Raw genomic sequence first — 22578 nt, forward strand, 5'->3', positions numbered from 1 at the left:
ATCGGGAATACCCAGGACCCGCCGTGTCAGTCCGGCGGCGGTCCGGGCGGTTTCGAACACCCGCTTCGCACTACATATTGCATGGATCCCCTCCGGCGCAATCTGATCGGGAAGCCTAACAGTGCGGACCGGTCGGCGCGCGGTGATCAACAGGACCGACCTGGTCGTCGCACAGTGATGGGGACAGGGCAGGATAGGGGCAAATCACTGCCCGGACAAGGAGCTCATCGTGGGACAGGTCAGCGCCAGCAGTTCGATCGCCGTCGCGGCGGATCCGCAGCGCGCACTCGAGGCCATCGCGGATTACGAGAAGGTGCGTCCGCGCATCCTCTCCGCGCACTACCGCGACTACAAGGTGGTCGAGGGTGGTCAGGGTGCGGGCACCGTCGCCGAATGGACCCTGCAGGCCACCGAGAAGCGGTCCCGCAACATCCACGCGGTCGTGTCGGTCTCGGATTCCATCGTGACCGAACGTGATTCGAATTCGACGCTGGTGAACACCTGGACGGTGACGCCGGACGGTACGGGTTCGCGGGTCACGCTGCGCACGTCGTGGAAGGGTGCGGGCGGCATCGCGGGAATCTTCGAGGGCATCTTCGCGCCGTTGGGGCTGAAGAAGATTCAAGCCGAGGTGCTCGCGAACCTGCAGCGCGAACTCTCCTGAGATAGCGGGGGTACGTCAGCCGGGCGAGTCCCCAATCGAAACTGTCGCTGCCATACCCTCCAGCGAAGACTCTCCCACCACGGGAGAGTCGACCTGGTGAGCAGCTGTCCACTTCCTACTCCCCCGTACGCTGTTCTGGTGAGCTACGACCACGTCTTGTTGCCGTCCGGTGTCGCGATGACGATCGCGCAGATCGACGCGTATCTGGCTACCCAGCAGGGACGACCCGAGACGGAACCGGTCGTGGCGATGGCGGCGGAGCTGAACAGGCGCAATGCCGAACTACCCGAGCAGGACGGATTCCTCAGCACGGTGCCGGTCGGCGGCGCGGCGACCGGTGCGGTATTGCACGTGCCGTGCCCCTACGACGCGATCGGATTCGTCCGGCAGTTGCTGTTCGATATCGCGACACCGCTGAACTACGCCGTCTACGATCCGCAGCTGGCCTGGCTGATGGATCCGGCCGGACATGTGCCCGCGCTGGTCACCCACGGTGGCGCGGGCGAGTTCCCCTATTTGACGAAAGCGCTTGCCGACCAGTGGATTTTCGAGCTGGCCCCGCCGAATCCGTATCTGGTCGTCGAACGTGACGAGCAGGTCTACATTCAGACCTACCGCGACAAGTCCGGGACATTCACCCTCGAATATCGAGATGGCGCCCCGGAGAAGCACTTCGGCATCACCGTCACCGACCCGCAGACCGTCGCGGACCTGATCTGGGATTGGGCGATCGACGACCGCACCCGGCTGCAGGCCCTGCCCTGGAGTCGAATCACCGTCTGACGCTCACTGGTTCTGTACCGCCAGCCGACCGGCCAGGGCAATGAACGAGGCCCCGAATACCCGGCCGCATCCAGGTGACCACGGTGGGCCGGGAAATCACCTGGTTGCGCACGGCGGCCGCGCAGGCACGCAAGCTACAGTGCCCGCCTACCCGATAGCGCGCGGCCGAGAGTGAGTTCGTCGGCGAATTCGAGATCGCCGCCCATGGGCAGACCGGATGCCAAACGCGTCACCGACAATCCGGGAAAATCGCGCAGCATTCGCACCAGGTAGGTGGCCGTCGCCTCGCCCTCGGTATTCGGATCGGTCGCGATGATCACCTCGCTGACATCGACGCCGTCCTCCTGATTGCCGATGCGTGCCAACAGCTCTCGAATGCGCAGCTGATCCGGCCCGATGCCGCTGAGCGGATCGAGCGCGCCGCCGAGCACGTGGTAGCGTCCGCGGAATTCGCGGGTGCGCTCGATGGCCTGCACATCCTTCGGCTCCTCGACCACGCAGATCATGGTGCGGTCGCGGCGCGGATCCGAACAGATGCGGCACATTTCGTTATCCGAGACCGTGCCGCAGACGATGCAGAACTGCACGCCGTCGCGCACCTTCTGTAAAGCGGCCTGCAGCCGGTCGATATCGGGCGGCTCGACCTGGAGCAGATGAAATGCGATGCGCTGCGCGCTTTTCGGACCGACGCCGGGCAACTTGCCCAACTCGTCGATCAGATCCTGGACCGGGCCCTCGTACAAAGACGTCCCCGGATCAGAAGTCGGGCAGACCCGGCAGCGACCCGCCGCCGGCCAGCGGGCCGAGCCGCTCGGCAGCCAGCTGCTGCGCGTTGGACATGGCGTCGTTGACCGCGCCGATCACCAGATCCTGCAGCCCCTCGACATCGTCTGGGTCGACGATCTTCGGATCGATGCTCAGCGTGACGACCTCACCGGTCGCCTTGATGGTGACCTGGACCAGCCCGCCACCGGCCTGACCCTGCACTTCGGTCGCCGCGATCTCGGCCTGGGCCTGCATCACCGCCTGTTGCATCTGCTGCGCCTGGGCGAGTAATTGCTGCATATCGAACTGACCACCGGGCTGCACGGCTTGTCCTCTCTGCGGAAAGTGTCGTCGTCCAGCCTAGTGGGCGCGGCAACAGCGGTGTCCGCAGCCCCGAGCCGCCAGATAACAGTTCGATTCTCGACCAGATGTCTGCGAGGCCACCGTCTTACGATCGATACAGGGTCGGGATCGGGTGTGGTGAGTTCTGGAGACAGCAATGCGCGCAAACCGAGTTCTTTTCATGGGCACCGCGATGCTCACACTGGGATTTCCCAGTCTTTTCCTGGGGGCAGGCCTCGCCGCCGCCGACTCCGGCATCGTCGACCCCGAGGTTGCCGACGTCGAGGTTGCCGACCCAGAGGTTGCCGACCCAGAGGTCGTCGACGCCGAGGTCGTCGACGCCGAGGTCGTCGACACGGCGGTGGACTACGGCGGCGGGTGTGTCCTCTATCCCGACAATCCGACCGCCACCATCGACTCGCTGCGGTCGCGCTGCTCGGCCGAACAGCAGGACGCGATCTTCCGCGATGCCCCACGCGGCGAGGTGCCGAGGGGAGTTACGAACGGCTGGGTGACCAGGCCGCCCATCATGGAGGTGGTGGCCCCGGCCTTGTGGATCGGTAAGACGTTCTACACCGACCCCGACGGTGGCTTTCTGGTGAACCGGGTCACCCAGGCGGGCCTCGAGGCCTGGCAGGCCGATGTGTACACCGCACCTGCGATCACCGATGGCGGGCCGACCTGGGCGTTGAACTATGCCCCGTCACCGACCCCGCAGGTCTATGACGAGATCCGTGAGGTCACGCCCGATGTCTGGTTCGGCTACTCCTGGTGGCGCGGCTACTTCCAGACCACCTTGCTGCTCACCTTCGCGTTGACCTACTAGCTCGTGCGGTGCGCGTGACGTCCCGTGCGGCGCAGGCGCAGCCGCCGGCAATGTCACCGCAGTCGACGACGAAGGCGTGCCGTGCGTGGTCGACATCGATGCAGTCCGCATCGGTGCATTCGGCGGTGCGGCCGAGGTGGACGGTGAGGGTGCCGTGGCAATGGTCGGTGGTGGATTCGCAGGACGGACACATCGGCGCGCGCATATGGCCTCCAGACGTGATCGGTTCGTGAATCGGTCATAGCACCCGTCCCGGACAGGTGGTGGGAGATCGGTCGCGTGTCGCGCGACGGCATCGCCGACGGCGGCTGTCCGGAAACCGACTGTTCATGCCGCGTCCCGCGGTGTGCGGGAGGCGGCGGGCCACACCACTCCCGGGTCGATCCAGGGATGCTACGTGCGAAAATGGCAGCACAGTCCATCGATATCGGTGCGCCGGGCATCCTCGATCTGCGTCGGGCGCGCACGGTGTGGGGACTGGTCAGCGATCGGTAAGCGAGGGGCGGAGGTCGGCGCGGTGACTATGCGCGACGAAGCGCGCGGCTCGGGTGCTCGGGAATCCGAGACGACGCTGTTGAATGCCGGACGGCTGAGTGTCCGCCAGCAGGTCGCGGAACAGTTCGCCAGATATCGCGCCGAGGGTGCCGATACCGCGGGCTACGACGAATGCGGTCGGCCGACCAGCGGGTATTACGACGAGCTGGTCCATCCCGCGGGTGGTGTGCGGCGCATGTGGTCGGAGCTGTCCGCCGATTTCGTGGAATTGGGCACGACCGGGCTCGGGCGACTGGACAGCCGGGTGCGCAGGCTCATCGATGACGACGGCATCTACTACACCGAGGTGGGTGCGGCGGGCGAACCGCCCATGCCGACCGCATGGCGGCTGGATCCGATTCCGCTGCTGGTCTCCGCCGACGACTGGACTCGGCTGGAGGCCGGGCTGGTGCAGCGCTCGCGGGTGCTCGACGAGGTGCTCACCGATATCTACAGCGCGCGTCGCACCATCACCACCGGTCTGCTGCCGCCGGAGGTGGTGTTCGGCAATCGTGGATATGTGCGGGCCGCGCACGGCATCACCATTCCCGGGCGGCACCAGTTGTTCCTGCACGCCTGCGATCTCAGTCGGTGGAGCGACGGACAGTTCCGCGTGATCGCCGACTGGGCACAGGCGCCGTCGGGTGCCGGATACGCGCTGGCGGATCGGCGGGTGGTGTCGACGGCGATTCCCGAGGCCTTCGAACATTCCAATCCGCGTCCGCTCACGCCGTTCGCGCGGGCCATGCGATTGATGTTGATCGAGTCCGCGCCGATGGCCGACGACAATGATCCGGTCGTCGTGGTGCTCAGTCCAGGTGTGCATTCCGAAACCGCCTTCGACCAGGCCTATCTCGCCTCGACGCTGGGTTTTCCGCTGGTGGAGAGCGCGGATCTGGTGGTGCGCGACGGTGCGCTGTGGATGCGCTCGCTCGGCAGGTTGAAGCGGGTCGATGTGGTGCTGCGGCGGGTGGACGCCGAATTCTCCGATCCGCTCGATCTGCGGCCGGATTCGCGGCTCGGGGTGGTCGGGCTGGTCGAGGTGCTGCGACGTGGTGCGGTGACCGTGGTGAATACGATCGGCAGCGGATTGCTGGAGAATCCCGCGCTGGCCGGATTCCTGCCGCGGATCTCGCGGGCCCTGCTCGGCGAGGAGTTGGCGCTCGAAAGTGCGCCGACGTACTGGGGTGGCAATGACAGCGAACGGTCTCATCTGATCGCGAATCTGGATCGGCTGATCATTTGCTCGGCGGTCGACGGTGCGATGCTGTTCGGTCCGGAACTGTCGAATGCCGAACGCGCGGAACTCGCCGCTCGGATCGAGGACTGCGGCTGGCAGTGGGTCGGGCAGGAGCCCGCCCAGTTCTCGGTCGCGCCCGCAGTGCAGGGTTACGGCGGACTCGCCTCGGCACCGGTAGGTATGCGGTTGTTCTCGCTCGCCCGACGCGGCGGCTATACCGCAATGGAAGGTGGCCTCGGCCAACTGCGCCAACGCCTGCAACCCGAGCGGATAGTCATAAAGGTTGCCGCCAAAGACATTTGGGTTCGCGCCGCTCCGACCGCCGTCGCCGCCATCAGCGCCGAACCCGCCCAGGAGGAACGCGAACGTCGCGCCCCGGCAATCGAGCCGGTCAGCTCCCCCCGCGTGCTCAACGACCTGTTCTGGATGGGCCGCTACAGCGAACGCGCCGAAGCCGTTGTGCGCCAATTGATCGCAACGCACGACTGCTACCAGGACTACCGCTACCGTCCCTGGCTGGATGGCGCCGACGCGCTTCCCGTACTCATGGCCGCGCTGGCCCGCACCACCGGAACGCCGGCTCCGCTCAGTGTGCTGCCCGGTGGTGTGCATGGTGCCGGGGTAGTCGAGAAGGTGTCCGCTGAGCCGAGTTCTTCTGGTGGAGAGCATGATTCGAGTGCCGGTGTCCATGGTTCCGCGACGAGTGGGTCAGGCAGTGGCAAGGCCACGGAGGCTGCCGGGCCAGCGGCGGATGCCGGTGCGACGGAGCCGAGTGTGACTGGGGCGGAGCCGCGCCGGTCAACTGCACGGTCGCAAACGCAATCGCAGGCGGCAGGACCCGGTCCGCGTGCAGCAGGGGCGTCGGATCCGGCCGGAGCGGAACCGCCTGCGTCGAAGCCGGTGGGCCAAGGGGCCCAGGCGACGGGAGCGCCGTCTGGTTCCGCCGAGCCAGGGTTGGATGCGAATTCCGGTGCGCAGCTGCCAGGGTCCGGTCCGGCCGCCTCGGAAGCGCCCGGATCGCAAACGCGATCGCAGGCGGCCGGGCGAGGACCGGGTGTCAGGGGAGCGGTTTCAGGCTCCGATGAGCCGGGATCGTCGCAGTCGGGTGGACAAGGGCCGAGCGCCTCGGAAGCGGCATCGGGCGCCGCTGATTCCTCGAAGCCGGTTGCGGCGATTACGGCACGGTCGGTGGCTGATGAGGGGCGGGAGGGGCATGACTATTTGGTGGCGTTGACCGTTGATCGGGATATGCCGGGGTCCATGGCGTTTGCGATCAATCGGTACGGGTCGGCGGCGCGGGCGGTGCGCGATCAGTTGTCGGTGGATACCTGGATGATTCTGGGTGCGGTGGATCGGGCGCTGGAGGAGTATCGATTCACCGGTGACGATCAGGAAGCGGCATTGTCGGCGCTGCATTCGCTGTCGTTGGCGGCGTTGCTTTCACTGTCCGGTATCGGTGCCGAATCGCTGGTGCGCGATACCGGTTGGTTTGTCATGGATATCGGCAAGCGCATCGAGCGGGGCCTGTCGTTGACCGCATTGCTCGCGGCCGCGCTGACGACGGTCTATCCGCCGGAAGCCGAGCGGGTGGTCACCGAAACGGTGCTGCGGGCGACCGAGTCGTCGGTGAGTTACCGTCGGCGGCACCGGGATTCGGTGCGGGTATCGGCGGTGGCCGGACTGCTGCTTTTCGACGCCGGGAATCCGCGTTCGCTGGCCTATCAGCTCGATCAGCTCGATGCCGACTTCCAGGCGCTGCCGGGCGCGTCGGGATCCTCACGCCCGCAACGACTGCTGGCCGATGCCCAGCGCATGCTGCGCCGAGTGGATCCTGCCGATCTCGATATCACCGATGCCGATGGCCGGCGAACCGAACTGGCCGAGTTGCTGGAAGGCGTGCATTTGCGGTTGCGCAAGATCTCCGAATCCTTCGAGACCACGAAACTGGCGCTGCCGGTGGGCATCCAGCCGCTGTGGGGTAGCACGAGGGTCGTTGGATGATCGCCCGCAACGCCGCCGCCCGGCACTACCAGGTCGAGCATCGCACCACCTACAAATATTCCGACGAGGTCACCAGCTCCTATGGGCGCGCCTATCTGACACCGCGGGAGTTTCCCGGACAGCGCCTGCTCTCGCATGAGATCCATATCGATCCGACGCCGTCGGACCGCTCGATCGGCACCGACGTGTACGGCAACACCACCTCGTATTTCCATGTCACGGTAGAACATACGAAGCTCGTGGTCACCGGGGAATCCGTGGTCGAGGTCGACATACCCGATGCGACCGCGGTGAGCGCCATCGGCAAGCCTTGGGAGCAGGCCCGCCCGTCCACCGCCACTGGTCCGCTGGCGGTGGAATTCACCCTCGACCTGCATCCGCCCGAGATCACCCGCGACGTCACCGCATACGCCGCCGAATCCTTGACGCCCGGCAGGCCGCTGCTGGAAGCGGTGACCGAACTCAACACCCGCATCCACGAGGACTTCACCTACAAATCCGGCTCGACGACGGTATCCACCAGAGTCGCCGACGTCTTCGTAGCACGTGCGGGCGTCTGCCAGGACTTCGCCAGGATCGGCGCCGCCTGCCTGCGCTCACACGGGCTGGCCTCGCGCTATGTATCAGGTTATCTGGCAACCGATCCGCCGCCGGGTAAGGAACGCCTGGTCGGCGCGGACGCGACGCACGCCTGGTCCGCGGTATGGGTTCCCGGCGATACCGCGCACGACCGGACCGGTCACTGGATCGGCTTCGACCCCACCAACGACCAATTCGCCGACGAGCGGTACGTAACCGTCGCGTGGGGTCGCGATTACGCCGATGTGCCCCCGATGCGTGGCATCATCTACACCGACGCCAAGGAGAGCTCGATCACCGTATCCGTCGACGTGGCGCCGGTAGAGGTGTAGCCATATGCGCGATTTCACCTGTCCGAACTGCGGACAACAGTTGGCCTTCGAGAATTCGGTGTGCCTGTCCTGTTCCAGCCCACTGGGTTTCAGTCTCGCCGATCGCGCGCTGGTGGTGATCGGCGATCCGCCGGGCGACGCGGCGGTGGATCGGTCGCGCGGCGTTGTCGATCGCGACCGCTTCCAGACCTCTGGCTGCCCCTGGCCTGGTCACTCGATATGGTGAACCGCTCAATGGGCCACGACGACCTCTATCCGTTCGTCCTGCCCGGCCCGGTGCTCGAAAAGATGCGCCTGATGCACGACCTCTGCACCACCCCCGACCCGCGCTGAACTGCATCTCCTGGTCCCCGTCCGCCAGATGGACTAACCTCTTAGCTAAGGAGGTGTCATGTCAGGAAACGCAGCCGAGCAGTTCAATATCCACGACGCCAAGACCAACCTGTCGCGAATTATCGAGCGAGTTGAACATGGTGAGGAGATCGTGATCAGCCGTGCGGGCCATCCTGTCGCCAAGGTGGTGCCACTGGTTCGGCGGGCGGAGCGCACCGGCCGCGGCTCGCTGCGCGACCGGCTGGTGCTCGCTCCGGATTGGGACTCCGAGGTGACCAACACCGCCATCGCCGACGACTTCGGGCTGATGCCGTGAGTCTCCTTTTGGACACCCACGTGGTGTTGTGGTGGTTGACCGACGATTCGGCGCTGTCGGACGATCTGAAGGAGCGGCTCGACCATGATCCCGACGTATATCTGAGCGCGGCGACGATCTGGGAAGTCGCCATCAAACACGCCATCGGAAAGCTGGCGGGCCCGGACGATTTGCCCGAGCGGATCCGGGACAGCGGATTCATTTCGTTGCCGATTGGCCACGACCATGCGATCGTAGCCGGACGCCTCCCGATGATCCATCGGGATCCGTTCGATCGCATGCTCGTCGCCCAAGCCAAGTGCGAGGATCTGACGCTGGTCACGAGAGATCCCTACTGTCAGAAATACGAGGTCGCCATTTTGGTGGTCTAGCGGATATCTTGCGTATCGCTCGCCTAGCCGACCCCGTTTGTCGCGATCACGTGGTCGGCCATGCCCTCCGGTCCCCATTGGTTCTGCGCCAGCGCCTCGTATACGCAGATCAGCAGTAAAATCCGGGCTCGCTGTCCGGCCGTCAATTCGGTATCCAGATACGAATCCTGGACACGCAGGCCGGCGCCGGATACCCGGCGCGGGTTCGGCTCGGACAGCAACCAGAACAACTCCGGACCGATCAAAGTCGAGCGGCCGCCGGTTTCGGTGAACCACCGGGACGCGTATTCGATCATCAGATCGGTGAATGTTTCTCCGCTGCTGATCGATTCCGCGAACTGGTTCAACGCGCCCGAGCGATCGATGCCGCTCTGGATCACCGACGCGAGCCGGCCCGCGACCTCCCGGAATTGTTCTACGCCCTGGTCTTGCCAAACGGTAAAAGCCATCGCTTACTCCATCGACGTGTCCGATTGTGGCTGAAGCAGTTTCGAGTCAGAAGGGGTTGATCGTTGTCTTGCCGCCCGCGCCGTTGGTCGCGAATGTCGGAGTGATCCGCGGCGCTGCTGCTGTCGCAGGCAGTGCGCTGGCCAGCAGCTTTTTCGGAGCGACGGGCAGCGGGTCGGTATTCTCCAGGATCGCGGCGCCCCGCGTGGACACGACACGCTCTTCCTGGGCCACCGAATCCCAATCATCCTCCGCCGCGTCGTCCCAATCCTCCTGCGCGCGGTCCCAATCCTGTTCTGCCGCTTGATCACGGACTTCTGGCGTTACCGGTGCGAGGTCCTCCGGCATCGCCGGTGTGCGATCCTCCTGCGCTGCTGGAGTCTGCTGCGCTGCTGGGGTTTGCTGCGCTGCTGGAGTCTGCTGCGCTGCTGGGGTTCGCTGCGTTACTCGAGTCTGCTGCGCTGCTGGAGTTCGCTGCGTTACTGGAGTCTGCTGCGCTACTGAGGTTTGCTGCGCTGCTGGGGCCTTCTCCGCCGTACGGCCCCGCCCGAACAGCATCAGGGTGAGATGCACCGCGAACAGCATGGTCAACGGCATACCGGCGTACAGCGACAAAGACACAGGGCTACCACCGATTTCGCGCGCGTACTCGATATTTCCGGCCACCGACACCAGGGTCCAGAAGACGAACAGCGCGGTGGCGTACCACCAGGCCGAACTTCGCCGCTTGAAGGTAGCGGTGGCAATGATCGAACCGATGACCAATCCGTCGATGGCGATCGGCACATTCGCGGCGAGCGCCGGAGCCACCAGGTTTCGCACCGACAGGTCGTGCAATGCGGCAAAAGACATTTCGAACGAGGTGAGTGCGACGACGCCCGTGACGATTGCCGAAGCATGTAGCGGGCGCGGTCGCCATGCCCGAAGCCGGGTGATCGGCGACGGCCGATGATCCGCCGGTGCCGACTGTTCCTCGAGCAGTTCCGTTTTCGTTGTTGTGATCGTCGCCATAGCGGGAGCGTATCGTGCATCACTGCGTATTCCGTCGAGGCTCCCAGCGAAGGCCCGGCGCGTTGTCCGTATATCGGACATCGCGCCCAAATCCGCCGTGCACATTGGGGACCCGGTTGCGCCCGCTATGGCACAACCAGGTCAGCGCTCAGGCGCGCAGGCGTTCTCGGCGGAGTTGGTCTACCTCGGGGAGGTGCAGTGGGGGGAGTACATCCACGCCGAGGACGCGCGCGAGCAGGAGGTCGGCGAGTTCCGGATTGCGGGCGAGGGCGGGGCCGTGCATGTAGGTGCCGATGGTCGAGCCCTGGACCACGCCCTCGAGTCCGTCGCCCACACCGTTGCCGACGCCGCGGGTGACGTGCGCCAGCCCGGTGGCGTCGCCGCCGAGTTTGGTTCCGCCGCGATGGTTTTCGAAGCCGGTGAGGGCAGCGGTGAGACCGGGGAGCAGCGGGGTGGTCGTCACCTCGCCGATGGCGCGCTTGGCCTGCGGGGAGGTGGTGACATCGATGAGGCCGACGCCGTCGACGCGCTCGCCGGTGGAGGTCTCGTACCAGTGGCCGAGCACCTGGATGGCGGCGCAGATGGCAAGTACCGGAGCACCTTTCGCGGCAGCCCGCTGCAGGCCGGGATAGCGCTGCAGGTGCCGGGTGGCCAGGCGCTGCGCCGAATCCTCCGCTCCGCCAAGGGTATAGATGTCGAGCGACTCGGGAACCGGGTCGGACAGCGTGATTTCGACGATCTCGGCGTCGTGGCCGCGCATGCGCAGCCGCTGCCGCAGCACCAGCGCATTGCCGCCGTCGCCGTAGGTGCCCATCACGTCGGGCAGCACCAAGCCGATTCGTACCGTCGATTCGGGCCCGCCCGTCACCGGGCCACCACCCGCCATCGAATCGCTACGCGATGCTGACATTATTCTCGCTCCTCCAGATCGCGGTTGAGATCGCGGAACGCGGTGTAGTTGGCCAGTACCTCGACCCGTCCCGCCGGACAGGATGCGATGGCGTGCAGCGGATCCGGCACCGTGGTGTGCCGGACTCCGGCATAGGTCAGGCGCACCGCGAGATCGGTGGCGCGCTCACCGGCGGCCACCACCTGAATGCCCTCGAAGTGCTCGAATCGCACATCCCACAGCCAGGACAGATCCTCGCCGTCGGGCACCTGCCCGTTCACCGCGATCACCAGACCGGCCGAATCGGACTCGATCATCGACAGCGCCTCCTGCCAGCCGGCCGGATTCTTCGCCAGCAGCAGCCGGGCGGCGTGCTCGCCGACCTGCACCGTCCGATATCGACCGGCGATCTCGCGCACCGTACCCGCCGCGGTCGTCGCCGCCGCCGGATCCGCACCGAGGGCGACCGCCGCGGCGACCGCCTGCGCGGCATTGCCCTTGTTGGCCCGTCCGGGCAGCGCCAATTTCAGTGGCAGCCGGACACCGTCGGGTCCGACCAGCTCATCGCCGTCCAGCCACCAATTCGGTTCGGGCCGTTCGAAATCCGTGCCGGTGCTGCGCCAATGCGCGCCCTCCCAGACGATCGGCTCACCGCTGCGCGGGCAACTCGTCGCATCCATCGACCAACCGCTGCCCGCCGCGACCCACACCACATTCGGGTGGTCGTAGGCAATGGAAGTCACCAGCACATCGTCGCAGTTGGCGATCACCACGGTCTGCGGATGCCGCGCCAGTCCGGCGCGCAGCTTGCGCTCGATCATATTGATCTCGCCGACCCGATCCAGCTGATCGCGGCTGAGATTCAGCAGGACCGCCACGGACGGATTCAGCGAATCGGTGACGTGCGGCAGATGCAGTTCATCCACCTCGATCGCGGCCAGTTGCGTCCCGCGATGCGCACTCAGCGCGGCCACGATGCCCGCGTCCATATTCGCGCCGTCGGCCTGCGTGGCGACCTTGCCGAGAGTGCTCAGTGCGGCCGTGGTCATCCTGGTGGTGGTCGACTTGCCATTGGTGCCGGTCACCAGCACGGTACGCCGCCCGCGGCCCAGCTGATCCATGATCGTCTTATCGATCTGCAGGGCGATCAGCCCGCCGATCATCGACCCCTTGCCGCGGCCCGCCTTCTGCGAGGCCCACGACGCCGCCGCCGCCGCCCGCAGCGCGAGTCGCCCGCGCACCGTTATGTCTGCCACGCCGCGAGTCTATGTGTTCTGCCCGGCGGCGCATTCGCTGCGGCCAAGCTCCCCGCCTCCCCAGAACTTTTGCCGGTCGTCGAGCACGGGGAGATTCCCGTTCCGGGTCGTTCGTCTGCTCCGCCAGTTCCGCATACGTCCGCGCATCCTCGACGTACCGTTCGCGCAGCGTCGGATCACCGGGGTCGGATCTGTGCCGGACGACTATTGGGCGTACCCGACGAGTTACCCATGTGCCGACGAGATCAGTGCTTACGTTGTCTAATACAGCTTGGCGTTGTAGTTTTCCGGCGAATAGTAGCGCTCCAGCTCCTCCACCGACTCCGTCACATTGGGCTGGACCTCTTTGACGAGCTGGGCGGGAGTAGGCAGATTGTCGACCGGCCACTGCTCCGGTTCCCACAGGTGACTGCGGATGAACGCCTTGGCGCAGTGGAAGAAGATCTGCTCGATATCGACCTCGATCGCCAGGATCGGCCGATGGCCCTTGACCACCATGTCGTCGAAATACGATGCGTCGCGAACCAGGCGCGCCCGGCCGTTGATGCGCAGCGTTTCGCGGCGGCCCGGAATCATGAACAGCAGCCCGACGTGCGGATTGCTGAGGATATTCAGGTAGCCGTCGGCCCTGCGATTCCCCGGCCGTTCCGGAATGGCGATGGTGGTGTCGTCGAGCACCTTCACGAACCCGGCCGGATCGCCCTTCGGTGAGGTGTCGCAATTGCCGTCGGCATCGCTGGTACTGAGGGCGATGAACGGGGTGGCCGCGATCCAGTCGCGGTCGCGCGGATGCAGTGCGACGCGCTCCTTCGTCGCGGCTCGCGGCATGACCTCCCCGAGCAACTGCCGCAGCTCGCCCGGGTCGGTGATCTGATTGATGTCGGTGATCTCGCCCATACTCCGATCAAAGCACCGGCGGGGGTCGACGACGATCGAATTATGTTCCCGCGAGGGAGATCGATCACAGGCGCAGGTCGAACAGGTTCGGCTGGCCCGCGGCATAGCGGTCGGCATCGATGCGGCGCAGCGGTTCCAGTTCGGTGGCGCGATAGAGGGTGAACTTGCGGCAGCGTTCGGCATTCGAACCCGAAACGTCGAGAATGGCATTGACCGCGTCGCGCGCGGATTCGTTGGCGCCCTCCATGGTTGCCAGATCGACATTGGTGCGCACGTAATCGCCTGCCAGGAACAGGTTTTCGAGCGCGCCGTTGGCCTCCGGCCGGCACTCCCACGATCCGGCGGAATTGATCAGCAGCGGATCCGCATTGGCATTGCGCCGCTGGGACTCCTGCCAGCTGATGCCCGGATCGAGGAACCAGGAATGCAGATCGGCATCGCGCAACAGGTCGTCGCGGTCGTTCAGATGCGCCCGCAGTTGCGCCCACACTTCGCGCGCGATCTCCTCGTGCGTGCACTCCTTGGCGGGCTTGCCGTAGAGCATGCCGGGGGAGTTCCAGTCGGAGATATCGACCGAGAGGCAGTCCTGCACTGTGCCGTCGCCGAATTCGGTGAGTTTGCGCGTCCACAGCTGATTCTGGGTGATCGAGGTCAGCGACCACGGTGCATCGATATAGGCGGTGTGACCGTGTGAAATATCCATCGGCCTGCGCAGATAGAACTGGATTCCGTTCATCCAGTCGACGAAGAGGCGATCCATCGCGGCCAGTTCCGGGCGCACCTCGAGTACGTCGGGCGACCAGAGCGCGCGGGCTCGTTCGGCGGACAGCGCGACCACGAAATAGTCGGCGTCGATGCTGCGCTGTGCGCCGTTTTCATCGACGATGCGGGCCGAGGCGATCCGCCGATCGCGCACCTCCAGTCCGCGTACTTCGGCCCCGACCGCGAATTGCACGCCGAGGTCGTGCAGTCGCCGCACCCATGGATCGATCCATACCGAATTGGTCGGGCCGTTGAGCACCCGGTCCAGCGCGCCGTCGTTGCCGATTTCGAAGGGGTTGCCAAGGAACTGTTCGCCCATGGTGCCGATGGTGCGGACGCTGGCGACATCCTCCTTCGCGGCGACCATGATGCTGGTCAATGTGCGCGAGAGCAGGGCACGGAATTCGTGGGAGCGCTGGTGGCCGCCGACGAAATCACGCCACGAGGTGTGCTCCCACTGCCCTAACCGCCGGGCATCGCAGCTGGAGTTGAATACCAGCAGGCGATCGGCGAAGTAGGCGCCTTCCTCGGCGGGCATTTTCAGGGCCGTCGCGATTGCCGCGCCCACCGTTTCGCGGAACGCGTCCGGAGTGAAATTCGTGCGGGCCTTGGGGCCGAGGGGAAGTCGGAAATCATCGCCGCCGCGGCGGGCGAAACGCGCCTCCGGCACGCCGATCAGATTATTCCAAACGCCATTCGGATTGCCCGCGAACGGAATTCGCCGCATGGTGTCCGGAATGTGTTGATAGAAGCCGGGAAAGAAGCGGAAGCCGTGCTCACCGGGTAGATCCGGCCGTTCGCCCGACCCGCTGCCCGGTACCGGAATACTGCGCGCCTTGCCCCCGAGCGCACGTCTCTCGAATACGGTGACCTGGAACCCCCGCTCGGCCAATTCGTGCGCCGCGGTCAATCCCGCGACCCCACCGCCGAGCACCGCGACCCGCCCGCCGCCGGGACTACCCGCGGCAGGCGCCGATCTCAGCCCACCGGCCGTCAGCGCCGCCGCCGTTCCTGCCCCCATCGCAACCGTGCCGCGAAGCATCGTTCTTCGCGAAACGGTCCACCGTTGATGTGCCATGCGCTTCTTTGCTCTAAGCCTTTGGACCGATCTCTACCGCCGCCGAACACTGTAAAGCGACTGCTTGCGGATGAGCCGACCCACCCCTACCGCCGCCGGACCCGGTCGGCCTCGCATTCGACCAGGTCACGAATACAGCGGGGCAGACACTACCGGGCGTGTGACCGGGTCGAGTTGGTTTCTGGAACCGGGTTGATACGCAAACTTCGCAGGTCAGGCGATCGTTATGGCGGTGTTGGCGAAAAGGGGCAGGTAAATCGCGTACGGCTGAGCCGGGCTGTTTATCGCACGCTGTGTCGGCGAGACGGAAATGGACCTGCGCGATGGCTCTGGGCCGTACGAACCAGGGTTGTTTGCCTAGGGTTGGCTCCGGTGCCGGGGGACGGTCGGGGTCGGTTGCGCTGCTGTGGCGAGTCCATGGCGGTCGGCTCAGGCGTCCACCAGTCGGGGTTGTTTGCCGTGGGTTGGCTCCGGTGCCAGGGTAGCGGGGGAAATCGGTTCCGCCGCTGTGGTATTCGCATCGCGACGTCCAGCCTTCGTCGCCGCGAACGCGCCCGCGATCACGATGGCTCCGCCGAGCAGTGACAGCGGTGTCGGGTCCTCGCCGAAGGCGGCCCAGGCGGCGAGGATGCCGACCACAGGGACGAGCAGGGACATGGGGGCGACCGTGCTCGCCGGGTACCGGCTCATCAGGTAGGTCCACAGACCCGCGCCCGCGATGGTGCCGAGCGCGACGATGTAGGCGAGGCCGAGCAGCGCGTGCCAGCCGCCGGGGGACGTGACGTCGGTCAACGCGTGCAGGCCGGTCGTCGGCCCTTCGATGAACGCGGACAGCGCGAACATCGGGATCGGCGGCACAACCGTCATCCACAGCGTCAGATGCAGCGGGTTGACCTCGCCGGATGCCGTGGCCAAACGCGAGCCGACATTGCCGAAGGCCCACCCGAGCCCGCCCGCCAGCGTCAGCAGCACCGGCAACAGGGCCGCATGCTGTGCACGATCGAGCCCGATCACCACGATGCCCGCCACGGCGACGCCGATGCCGAGCAACTGTGTCACCCGCAACCGCTCCCGCAGAAACAGCGCACCCAGCACAACCGTGAACGGCGCGGAGGATTGCAGCACCAGCGAGGACAACCCGGTCGGCATGCCCACGCGCATCGCGGTGAACAGGAACGCGAATTGCAGAATCCCGAACCCGATCCCATACAGCAGCAACCACCGCAGCGGCACCTTCGGTCGCGGCACGAACGCCAGCACCGGCACCGCGATCACCACGAACCGCAGCGCAGCGAAGAAGAACGGCGGAAAGTGGTCCAGCCCCACCCGAATAGCAATGAAGTTCAGCCCCCAGAGCAGGACAACGGTAAGGCCGAGCAAGCGGTCGCGATTGGTCATGTTCTTTATCGTCGGTAATGAAACCAATAAGAACAATCGAATAAATATGCACTATTAATGTAGCATCGCTTAATGGTTTTCGGCAGCCGCCCCTCTCTGACTCCCGACGCCGCGCGATCGGTCGGCAACACCGGCGAGTGCGGCGCTGTCGCGGCGTCGGTGTCAGCACTTGCGACCGAGGCCGCAGCCTCACCGCCGGCCGCAATGTCGGAACAAGCTGCGGCTGAGCGATCGGGCCGCGCAGGAATGGCAGGGATCGCAGTATCGCCACCGGGCGTAGGGGCGGCGTATGCCGTGGCGTGGCTGACGGTTATGGCTCGTGCGGCGTTGCCTTCGTTGGCGGTGTTGGCGCGTGCTATGGGTGCGCGATCGGGTGGTGCGGGGACGGTAGGGATCGCAAGTTCGCTACCGAGCGTAGGGGCGGCGTATGCCGTGGCGTGGCTGACGGTTATGGCTTGGGTCGCGGCGTTGCCTTCGTTGGGGGTGTCGGCGCGTGCAGTGGGTGCGCGATCGGGTGGTGCGGGGATGGCAGCGATCGAAGGTTCGCTATCGGCTATTGGAGCGGCGCATGTCGCAGCCGCCTGAGGACGTGCGGGTTGGGCCGCCGATGGCGGTTGAGCGGCTGCGGGTGCTACGGGAATTCGCGGATCGCGGGACGATCGCGGCTGTGGCCGAGGCGCTTTCGATGACTCCTTCGGCGGTATCGCAGCAGCTCAAGGTGCTTGCCAAGGAGGCGGGTGTCGCGTTGCTCGAACCCGATGGGCGCCGGGTTCGGCTGACCGATGCGGGGCACGCGCTTGTCGTGCGCGCTGACGAGGTGCTCGCCGCGATGGACCGTGCGGTGGCCGAGATGGCGCGCTATCGCGGGTCCGCGCGTGGTCGGGTCCGGGTCGCGCTGTTCCCGTCCGGTGCGGCGCTGCTACTGCCGCGGGTGCTGCCCGCGCTGGCCGACAGTGGTGTCGAGGTCGTCGCCCGTGACGAGGACCTGCCGCCGAGTGAAGTGCCGCGGCTGCTGGCCGACTACGACATCGTCCTCACCCACCGCGACGAGCGCTCATCCGGTATCGCGGGCCCTCGCGTCAGCACCACGGTCATCATGCGCGAACCCACCGATGTCGTTGTCGCACCGACCCATCCGCTCGCGACCCGCACCGAGGTGACCCCGGCCGAACTCGCCGAGGAGACCTGGCTCAGCGTCCGCGGCGGCTTCCCGGTCGACGACGTGCTGCGCTCCATCGCGACCATGACCGGGGTGCAACCCCGTATTGCCCAGCGCCTCAACGACTTCCGCGTCATCGAAACGCTCGTGGCCGCGAACTACGGCGTCGCTCTCATGCCCCGCTGGGCCGTCGTGCACCCGAACCTCGCCGTGCTACGCCTGTCCGGCGTGCGCGCCGCCCGCCTGTACGAACTCGCCACCCGCCCCAATCCGCCACCCGCCCGGCGATAGCCACCGTCCTGCAAGCCTTCAGCACCGCCGCAGCCGAAATAACCGCCGAATAACCCCCCGCCGCCGACGCAAACCGCACGGCACCGTCCCTCGGGTCGCAACCTACGCGGAGTCCCCGAGCGGTCGCCCCCCTCTCAATTCCCGAGACATGGCGCCAGTTTCAACGCGCCATCCAGATGAGATGCCAGACAGGCGGAATCGCTGGCGCAGACCGCGTGGCACCGTCACATAGGTTGCAACGTATGCGAGGGTGCCAAACGGTCTGTGCCAGCTGAATTCTCGGGCATGGCGGCGGGCCTCGGACGCGAGTGCACCGGAAGTGCCAGGTCGGAATCCATCGGCTGTCGAACCTTGTCCACGCCCCGGACAACTCGCTCGGGGCAGCGGCTTCGAAATGCTAGTGGTGTCGGGGTGGGCCGGGCCGGTACTGTGGGGAGCCGATGTAGCCGAAATCGTCGGCGACCATGGCGGCCAGTTCCAGGAGGGCACGCCGGGTCGGCTTGCTCACCAGTTCCAGATCGATCTCCGCACCCTCGGCGAGGTGGTCGTCGAAGGGCACCACCTGGACCGCGCGGGTGCGGTCGAGGAACAGTTTGCGTAGCTGGTCCAGGTCGACCGTGGAGGCGCCGCGGCGAGATGCGTTGACCACCACCACCGTTCGCTCGACCAACTTGCCGTAGCCGTGGTGGTCCAGCCAGTCCAGGGTGGCCGAGGCGCTGCGGGCGCCGTCGATGGCGGGTGAGGTCACCAGCACCAGCGAGCTGGCCATATCGAGCACACCGGCCATGGCCGAATGCATCAGACCGGTGCCACAGTCGGTGAGGATGATGTTGTAGAACGACTGCAGAATGCCGATGGCCTGGCGGTAGTCGGCCTCGCTGAAGGCTTCGGAAACCGCCGGATCCTGTTCGCTGGCAAGCACTTCCAGTCGACTGGGCGCCTGGGATGTATGCGCCCGGACATCGGAGTACCTGGTGATGTGGTGATCCTCGAGCAGATTGCGCACGGTGGAGCGGGTCTGCCGCGGCACCCGATGCGCCAACGTGCCGAGGTCGGGATTGGCATCGATCGCGATGACCCGGTCACCACGCAGCGAGGAGAACGTCGATCCGAGCCCGACGGTTGTCGTGGTCTTGCCGACGCCGCCCTTCAGCGACAGGATCGCGATCCGATAGTCCCCGCGCACCGGCTGGTTCACCCGGTCGACGAGATCGCGGAAGACGACATCCGCCGCGGACTCACCCGGATTGATCATGCCGCCGGAGGCCTTGTGCACCGCGCGTCGCCAACCGCTGCGCGGCGCTTTGCGCGCCCGCTTGAGCAGGTTCAGGTCATTGACCGAATGTCCCGGCTGTCCCGGCTGCGGCACATGCTGGGGCTGGAACGGCTGCTGCGTATTCGGCGGGCCGCCTTGCCATCCCGGCGGCGGCCCCTGTTCGGTATACGGCACCATCCCGGTGCCCGGCCCTTGCTCGCCATACGGCATCAGACCGGTGCCCGGCCCCTGTTCGGCATACGGCAGCGGTTGCTGCGCCATGGGCGGCTGCCCCATCGGAGGCTGTTGCCCCACGGGCGGTTGCTGATACATCGGCTGCTGCACCGGTGGTGGCGGCGCCCAACTGTAGATCGGCGGCTCGGCCGGACTTTCCACCGGGACCCGCCGGACCAGCCCATCGGGCCCGATCTCCTGGCGGTATTCGCCATATGACGGCTCGGGCTGCACCGAATGGTTACCGCTCTGGCCGGGACTCGGCTGATACGGCTGCGCGAATTGACCTGTGTTGAACGGCGATCCGGGTGGCGTGAATCCTTCGGGCGGCCCGTACTGCTGCTGCGGCGGAACCCCGGCCTGCGGGTAACTGTTCTGATCTGTTGGCCCGCCTGGGTATCCGGTGAACTGTCCCGGCTCCGACTGTTCGGACTCATCGGGCTGTTCGGTGACCTCGGAGGCATCGTGCTCGTCGGTCGCGGGCTCCGCGTCGACGGGTACGGATTCGGATGTTTCGTCCGGCGCCGAGGAGTCGGTGGTGACCTCGGCCGTATCCAACGAATGACTCTGCAGCCAGGGCGGAGAAGTCGGGTTGTGGTCGTTAGTTGTCACAGTTCCCCCATCTGCTCGGGAATTCGAGCAGAGAGCTCGGCGCTTGAAGTGCGAATCAACGCTAGCACGGGGTACTGGCCCCCGCGCCGTGGTATACACGGCCGCCGCGCCGAATGACACACCGCGACCAGCCGCTTCGTGCAGCTAACTCGAAAGCACTGTCCAACAGCAAGATCGAGAGCCGGGCACCCGAGTCCGCAACAAAATTGTCATCCACGTGTACCCGATCCCCACCGTACTCCGCACCCCACACCCAGGCCCCACAATCCCCAGACCCACCCCAACTCCCCACCCCCACACACGAAACGTGCGATCAAGATCAGGTGGCACCTGCGGCATCGCCCGAGAAGCTTCCGCCACCAGTGACGCCTGATCTTGATCCTAGGCGGGTGCCTGGCTCAGTGCGCCCGGTTTACCGCCGAGACCACGGCTCGCAGCGACGCGGTTGTAATGGATGTGGCGATCCCGACACCCCACACCACCTTGTCGCCGATCGCGCACTCCACGTACGCCGCGGCCTGCGCGTCGTCGCCCGCGGACATGGCGTGCTCGGAGTAATCCAGCACTCGCACATCGAATCCGACCGTCGCGATCGCGTCGACGAATGCGGCGAGTGGTCCGTTGCCCGCGCCGGTGACTTCCTGCTCGACGCCGTCGACCTTGACCACCGCGGTGATCGAGTCCACGCCGCCGTCGGTCTCCGAGGCGGTGACCTTCTGGCGCATCCGCTCCAGCGGCCGGATCGGGCTCAGGTATTCGTCGGCGAAGACGTCCCACATCTCCTTGGGCGAAACCTCGCCGCCCTCACCGTCGGTGATCTTCTGGATCGCCTGGGAGAACTCGATCTGCAGCCGGCGCGGCAGCACCAACCCGTGATCGGTCTTCATGATGTAGGCGACGCCGCCCTTGCCGGACTGCGAGTTGACCCGGATGACGGCCTCGTAGGTGCGGCCCACATCCTTCGGGTCGATCGGCAGGTACGGCACCTCCCAGACGATGTCGTCGACATCGGATTCGGCGGCGTCGGCCGCGGCCTTCATCGCATCCAGACCCTTGTTGATCGCGTCCTGATGCGAACCGGAGAACGCGGTGTAGACCAGGTCGCCGCCGTAGGGGTGGCGCTCGTGCACCGGCAGCTGGTTGCAGTATTCGACGGTCCGGCGGATCTCGTCGATATCGGAGAAGTTGATCTGCGGATCCACGCCGCGGGAGAACAGATTCATCCCCAGCGTCACCAGGCAGACATTGCCGGTGCGTTCACCGTTGCCGAACAGGCAGCCCTCGATGCGATCCGCACCGGCCTGATAGCCCAGTTCGGCGGCGGCCACCGCGGTGCCCCGGTCGTTGTGCGGATGCAGCGACAGCACGATCGAATCGCGGCGGGCCAGGTTGCGGCTCATCCATTCGATCGAATCGGCGTACACATTCGGGGTCGCCATCTCGACGGTCGCGGGCAGGTTGATGATCATCGGCTTGTCAGGGGTGGGCGCGATGATCTCGGTGACCGCGTCGCACACCTCCTTGGCGTAGGACAGCTCGGTGCCGGTGTAGGACTCCGGGCTGTACTCGTAACGCCAGTTGGTGTCCGGGTAGCGCTGCTCGACCTCCAGGCACAGTGTCGCGGCATCGGTCGCGATCTTCTTCACCGCCGCCTGGTCCGCGCGGAACACCACACGCCGCTGCAGGACCGAGGTCGAGTTGTAGAAGTGCACGATCGCGTTGGCCGCACCGGCGCACGCCTCGAAGGTGCGCTCGATCAGTTCGGCGCGACACTGGGTCAGCACCTGGATGGTGACGTCGTCGGGAATCGCCCCGTCCTCGATGATCTCGCGGACGAAGTCGAAATCGGTCTGGCTGGCCGACGGGAAGCCGACCTCGATCTCCTTGTAACCCATCCGCACCAGCAGGTCGAACATGCGGCGCTTGCGGGCCGGGCTCATCGGGTCGATCAGGGCCTGGTTGCCGTCGCGCAGGTCGACGGCGCACCAGCCGGGTGCGCGGTCGATGATCTTGTCCGGCCAGGTGCGGTCGGGCAGCGTGATCGGCTCGACCTCCTCCGCGAAGGGCCGGTAGCGGAAGGTTGGCATGGAGGAGTTCTTCTGCCGGTTCCAGGCGGGCTGGTCGGCAGGGGCGGGCTTGCTCGGTGCCGTAATGGTGCGCGAGCCGGATACAAATGCGTCAGCAGGGGACATGCGATTTTCTC

19 protein-coding genes and 2 pseudogenes are annotated in these 22578 nt (G+C 66.0%); 10 read left to right on the forward strand and 11 right to left on the reverse strand.

The genetic code is table 11. The features are described 5' to 3' along the window. The first annotated feature begins 229 nt into the window (after positions 1-229). Both ACQPXH_RS02265 and ACQPXH_RS02270 read left to right on the forward strand, forming a co-directional pair. Entirely contained in the window at positions 230-664 is a 435-nt protein-coding gene (locus ACQPXH_RS02265; RefSeq protein WP_433600691.1) for an SRPBCC family protein, read from the forward strand. Between the two features lie 138 nt (positions 665-802). After that, on the forward strand, positions 803-1447 hold the full coding sequence (locus ACQPXH_RS02270) for a hypothetical protein (RefSeq protein WP_433600692.1): 645 nt from the start codon (positions 803-805) through the stop codon (positions 1445-1447). Positions 1448-1581: 134 nt separating this feature from the next. Here ACQPXH_RS02270 and recR read toward each other — a convergent pair whose 3' ends face one another. Further along, positions 1582-2190, reverse strand: coding sequence for a recombination mediator RecR (gene recR / locus ACQPXH_RS02275; RefSeq protein WP_040685989.1), 609 nt, complete (start codon positions 2188-2190; stop codon positions 1582-1584). 13 nt (positions 2191-2203) lie between these two features. After that, a complete protein-coding gene (locus ACQPXH_RS02280) occupies positions 2204-2536 on the reverse strand; it encodes a YbaB/EbfC family nucleoid-associated protein (protein ID WP_387294117.1) in 333 nt (110 codons plus the stop codon). Between the two features lie 211 nt (positions 2537-2747). Between ACQPXH_RS02280 and ACQPXH_RS02285 the strand changes: the two genes are divergently transcribed. The 7 genes and pseudogenes from ACQPXH_RS02285 (at position 2748) to ACQPXH_RS02315 (ending at position 9086) form a co-directional block, all read left to right on the forward strand. Then, positions 2748-3380 (forward strand): hypothetical protein, encoded by a 633-nt coding sequence (locus ACQPXH_RS02285; RefSeq protein WP_433600693.1) that lies wholly within the window; start codon positions 2748-2750, stop codon positions 3378-3380. 523 nt (positions 3381-3903) lie between these two features. After that, complete coding sequence (locus tag ACQPXH_RS02290; RefSeq protein WP_433603263.1) at positions 3904-7155, forward strand: circularly permuted type 2 ATP-grasp protein; 3252 nt, start codon at positions 3904-3906, stop codon at positions 7153-7155. Beyond that, positions 7152-8066: a transglutaminase family protein gene (locus tag ACQPXH_RS02295; protein ID WP_433600694.1), complete on the forward strand. Its 915-nt coding sequence runs from the start codon at positions 7152-7154 to the stop codon at positions 8064-8066. The genes ACQPXH_RS02290 and ACQPXH_RS02295 overlap by 4 nt, the downstream gene beginning before the upstream one ends. Positions 8067-8070: 4 nt before the next feature. Then, on the forward strand, positions 8071-8292 hold the full coding sequence (locus tag ACQPXH_RS02300; protein WP_433600695.1) for a zinc-ribbon domain-containing protein: 222 nt from the start codon (positions 8071-8073) through the stop codon (positions 8290-8292). Next, positions 8253-8399 (forward strand): annotated as a pseudogene (locus ACQPXH_RS02305) (putative zinc-binding metallopeptidase); the annotation flags it as partial. The gene ACQPXH_RS02300 and the pseudogene ACQPXH_RS02305, both read left to right, overlap by 40 nt. Before the next feature lie 58 nt (positions 8400-8457). Continuing rightward, entirely contained in the window at positions 8458-8715 is a 258-nt protein-coding gene (locus ACQPXH_RS02310; RefSeq protein WP_433600696.1) for a type II toxin-antitoxin system Phd/YefM family antitoxin, read from the forward strand. Continuing rightward, positions 8712-9086 (forward strand): type II toxin-antitoxin system VapC family toxin, encoded by a 375-nt coding sequence (locus tag ACQPXH_RS02315; RefSeq protein ID WP_433600697.1) that lies wholly within the window; start codon positions 8712-8714, stop codon positions 9084-9086. Before ACQPXH_RS02310 ends, ACQPXH_RS02315 begins: the two co-directional genes overlap by 4 nt. Positions 9087-9109: 23 nt before the next feature. Here ACQPXH_RS02315 and ACQPXH_RS02320 read toward each other — a convergent pair whose 3' ends face one another. The 7 genes from ACQPXH_RS02320 to ACQPXH_RS02350 all read right to left on the reverse strand — a co-directional run bounded on the left by ACQPXH_RS02320 (position 9110) and on the right by ACQPXH_RS02350 (position 16824). Then, on the reverse strand, positions 9110-9535 hold the full coding sequence (locus tag ACQPXH_RS02320) for a hypothetical protein (RefSeq protein ID WP_387294122.1): 426 nt from the start codon (positions 9533-9535) through the stop codon (positions 9110-9112). A 46-nt stretch (positions 9536-9581) separates the two neighbouring features. Then, positions 9582-10544 (reverse strand): DUF2637 domain-containing protein, encoded by a 963-nt coding sequence (locus tag ACQPXH_RS02325; RefSeq protein WP_433600698.1) that lies wholly within the window; start codon positions 10542-10544, stop codon positions 9582-9584. Between the two features lie 148 nt (positions 10545-10692). Continuing rightward, entirely contained in the window at positions 10693-11430 is a 738-nt protein-coding gene (locus ACQPXH_RS02330) for a type 1 glutamine amidotransferase (RefSeq protein WP_433603264.1), read from the reverse strand. 23 nt (positions 11431-11453) lie between these two features. Beyond that, a complete protein-coding gene (locus tag ACQPXH_RS02335; protein ID WP_433600699.1) occupies positions 11454-12689 on the reverse strand; it encodes a MurT ligase domain-containing protein in 1236 nt (411 codons plus the stop codon). A 261-nt stretch (positions 12690-12950) separates the two neighbouring features. After that, entirely contained in the window at positions 12951-13586 is a 636-nt protein-coding gene (locus tag ACQPXH_RS02340; protein WP_433600700.1) for a pyridoxamine 5'-phosphate oxidase family protein, read from the reverse strand. A 64-nt stretch (positions 13587-13650) separates the two neighbouring features. After that, positions 13651-15369 (reverse strand): hydroxysqualene dehydroxylase, encoded by a 1719-nt coding sequence (locus ACQPXH_RS02345; RefSeq protein ID WP_433600701.1) that lies wholly within the window; start codon positions 15367-15369, stop codon positions 13651-13653. Positions 15370-15855: 486 nt separating this feature from the next. Beyond that, a complete protein-coding gene (locus ACQPXH_RS02350; RefSeq protein WP_433600702.1) occupies positions 15856-16824 on the reverse strand; it encodes an EamA family transporter in 969 nt (322 codons plus the stop codon). A 607-nt stretch (positions 16825-17431) separates the two neighbouring features. Here ACQPXH_RS02350 and ACQPXH_RS02355 point away from each other — a divergent pair. Then, positions 17432-18327: pseudogene (locus ACQPXH_RS02355) on the forward strand (LysR family transcriptional regulator). 344 nt (positions 18328-18671) lie between these two features. Here ACQPXH_RS02355 and ACQPXH_RS02360 read toward each other — a convergent pair. Continuing rightward, the gene (locus ACQPXH_RS02360; RefSeq protein WP_433600703.1) at positions 18672-20375 is read right to left on the reverse strand and encodes an AAA family ATPase; all 1704 of its coding nucleotides are present in this window, start codon (positions 20373-20375) and stop codon (positions 18672-18674) included. A 398-nt stretch (positions 20376-20773) separates the two neighbouring features. Next, positions 20774-22567, reverse strand: coding sequence for a 2-isopropylmalate synthase (gene leuA / locus ACQPXH_RS02365; protein ID WP_433600704.1), 1794 nt, complete (start codon positions 22565-22567; stop codon positions 20774-20776). Between the last annotated feature and the right edge of the window lie 11 nt (positions 22568-22578).

The organism is Nocardia sp. CA-135953 (assembly GCF_050955735.1).
Classification (GTDB): Bacteria; Actinomycetota; Actinomycetes; order Mycobacteriales; family Mycobacteriaceae; genus Nocardia.

Bases quoted from the DNA above. Each gene is read 5' to 3' on its own strand.
- ACQPXH_RS02285 (WP_433600693.1), top strand. From the start codon at position 2,748: ATGCTCACACTGGGATTTCCCAGTCTTTTCCTGGGGGCAGGCCTCGCC.
- ACQPXH_RS02290 (WP_433603263.1), top strand. From the start codon at position 3,904: ATGCGCGACGAAGCGCGCGGCTCGGGTGCTCGGGAATCCGAGACGACG.
- ACQPXH_RS02295 (WP_433600694.1), top strand. From the start codon at position 7,152: ATGATCGCCCGCAACGCCGCCGCCCGGCACTACCAGGTCGAGCATCGC.
- ACQPXH_RS02300 (WP_433600695.1), top strand. From the start codon at position 8,071: ATGCGCGATTTCACCTGTCCGAACTGCGGACAACAGTTGGCCTTCGAG.
- ACQPXH_RS02310 (WP_433600696.1), top strand. From the start codon at position 8,458: ATGTCAGGAAACGCAGCCGAGCAGTTCAATATCCACGACGCCAAGACC.
- ACQPXH_RS02320 (WP_387294122.1), bottom strand. From the start codon at position 9,535: ATGGCTTTTACCGTTTGGCAAGACCAGGGCGTAGAACAATTCCGGGAG.
- ACQPXH_RS02325 (WP_433600698.1), bottom strand. From the start codon at position 10,544: ATGGCGACGATCACAACAACGAAAACGGAACTGCTCGAGGAACAGTCG.
- ACQPXH_RS02330 (WP_433603264.1), bottom strand. From the start codon at position 11,430: ATGGCGGGTGGTGGCCCGGTGACGGGCGGGCCCGAATCGACGGTACGA.
- ACQPXH_RS02340 (WP_433600700.1), bottom strand. From the start codon at position 13,586: ATGGGCGAGATCACCGACATCAATCAGATCACCGACCCGGGCGAGCTG.
- ACQPXH_RS02345 (WP_433600701.1), bottom strand. From the start codon at position 15,369: ATGGGGGCAGGAACGGCGGCGGCGCTGACGGCCGGTGGGCTGAGATCG.
- ACQPXH_RS02350 (WP_433600702.1), bottom strand. From the start codon at position 16,824: ATGACCAATCGCGACCGCTTGCTCGGCCTTACCGTTGTCCTGCTCTGG.
- leuA (WP_433600704.1), bottom strand. From the start codon at position 22,567: ATGTCCCCTGCTGACGCATTTGTATCCGGCTCGCGCACCATTACGGCA.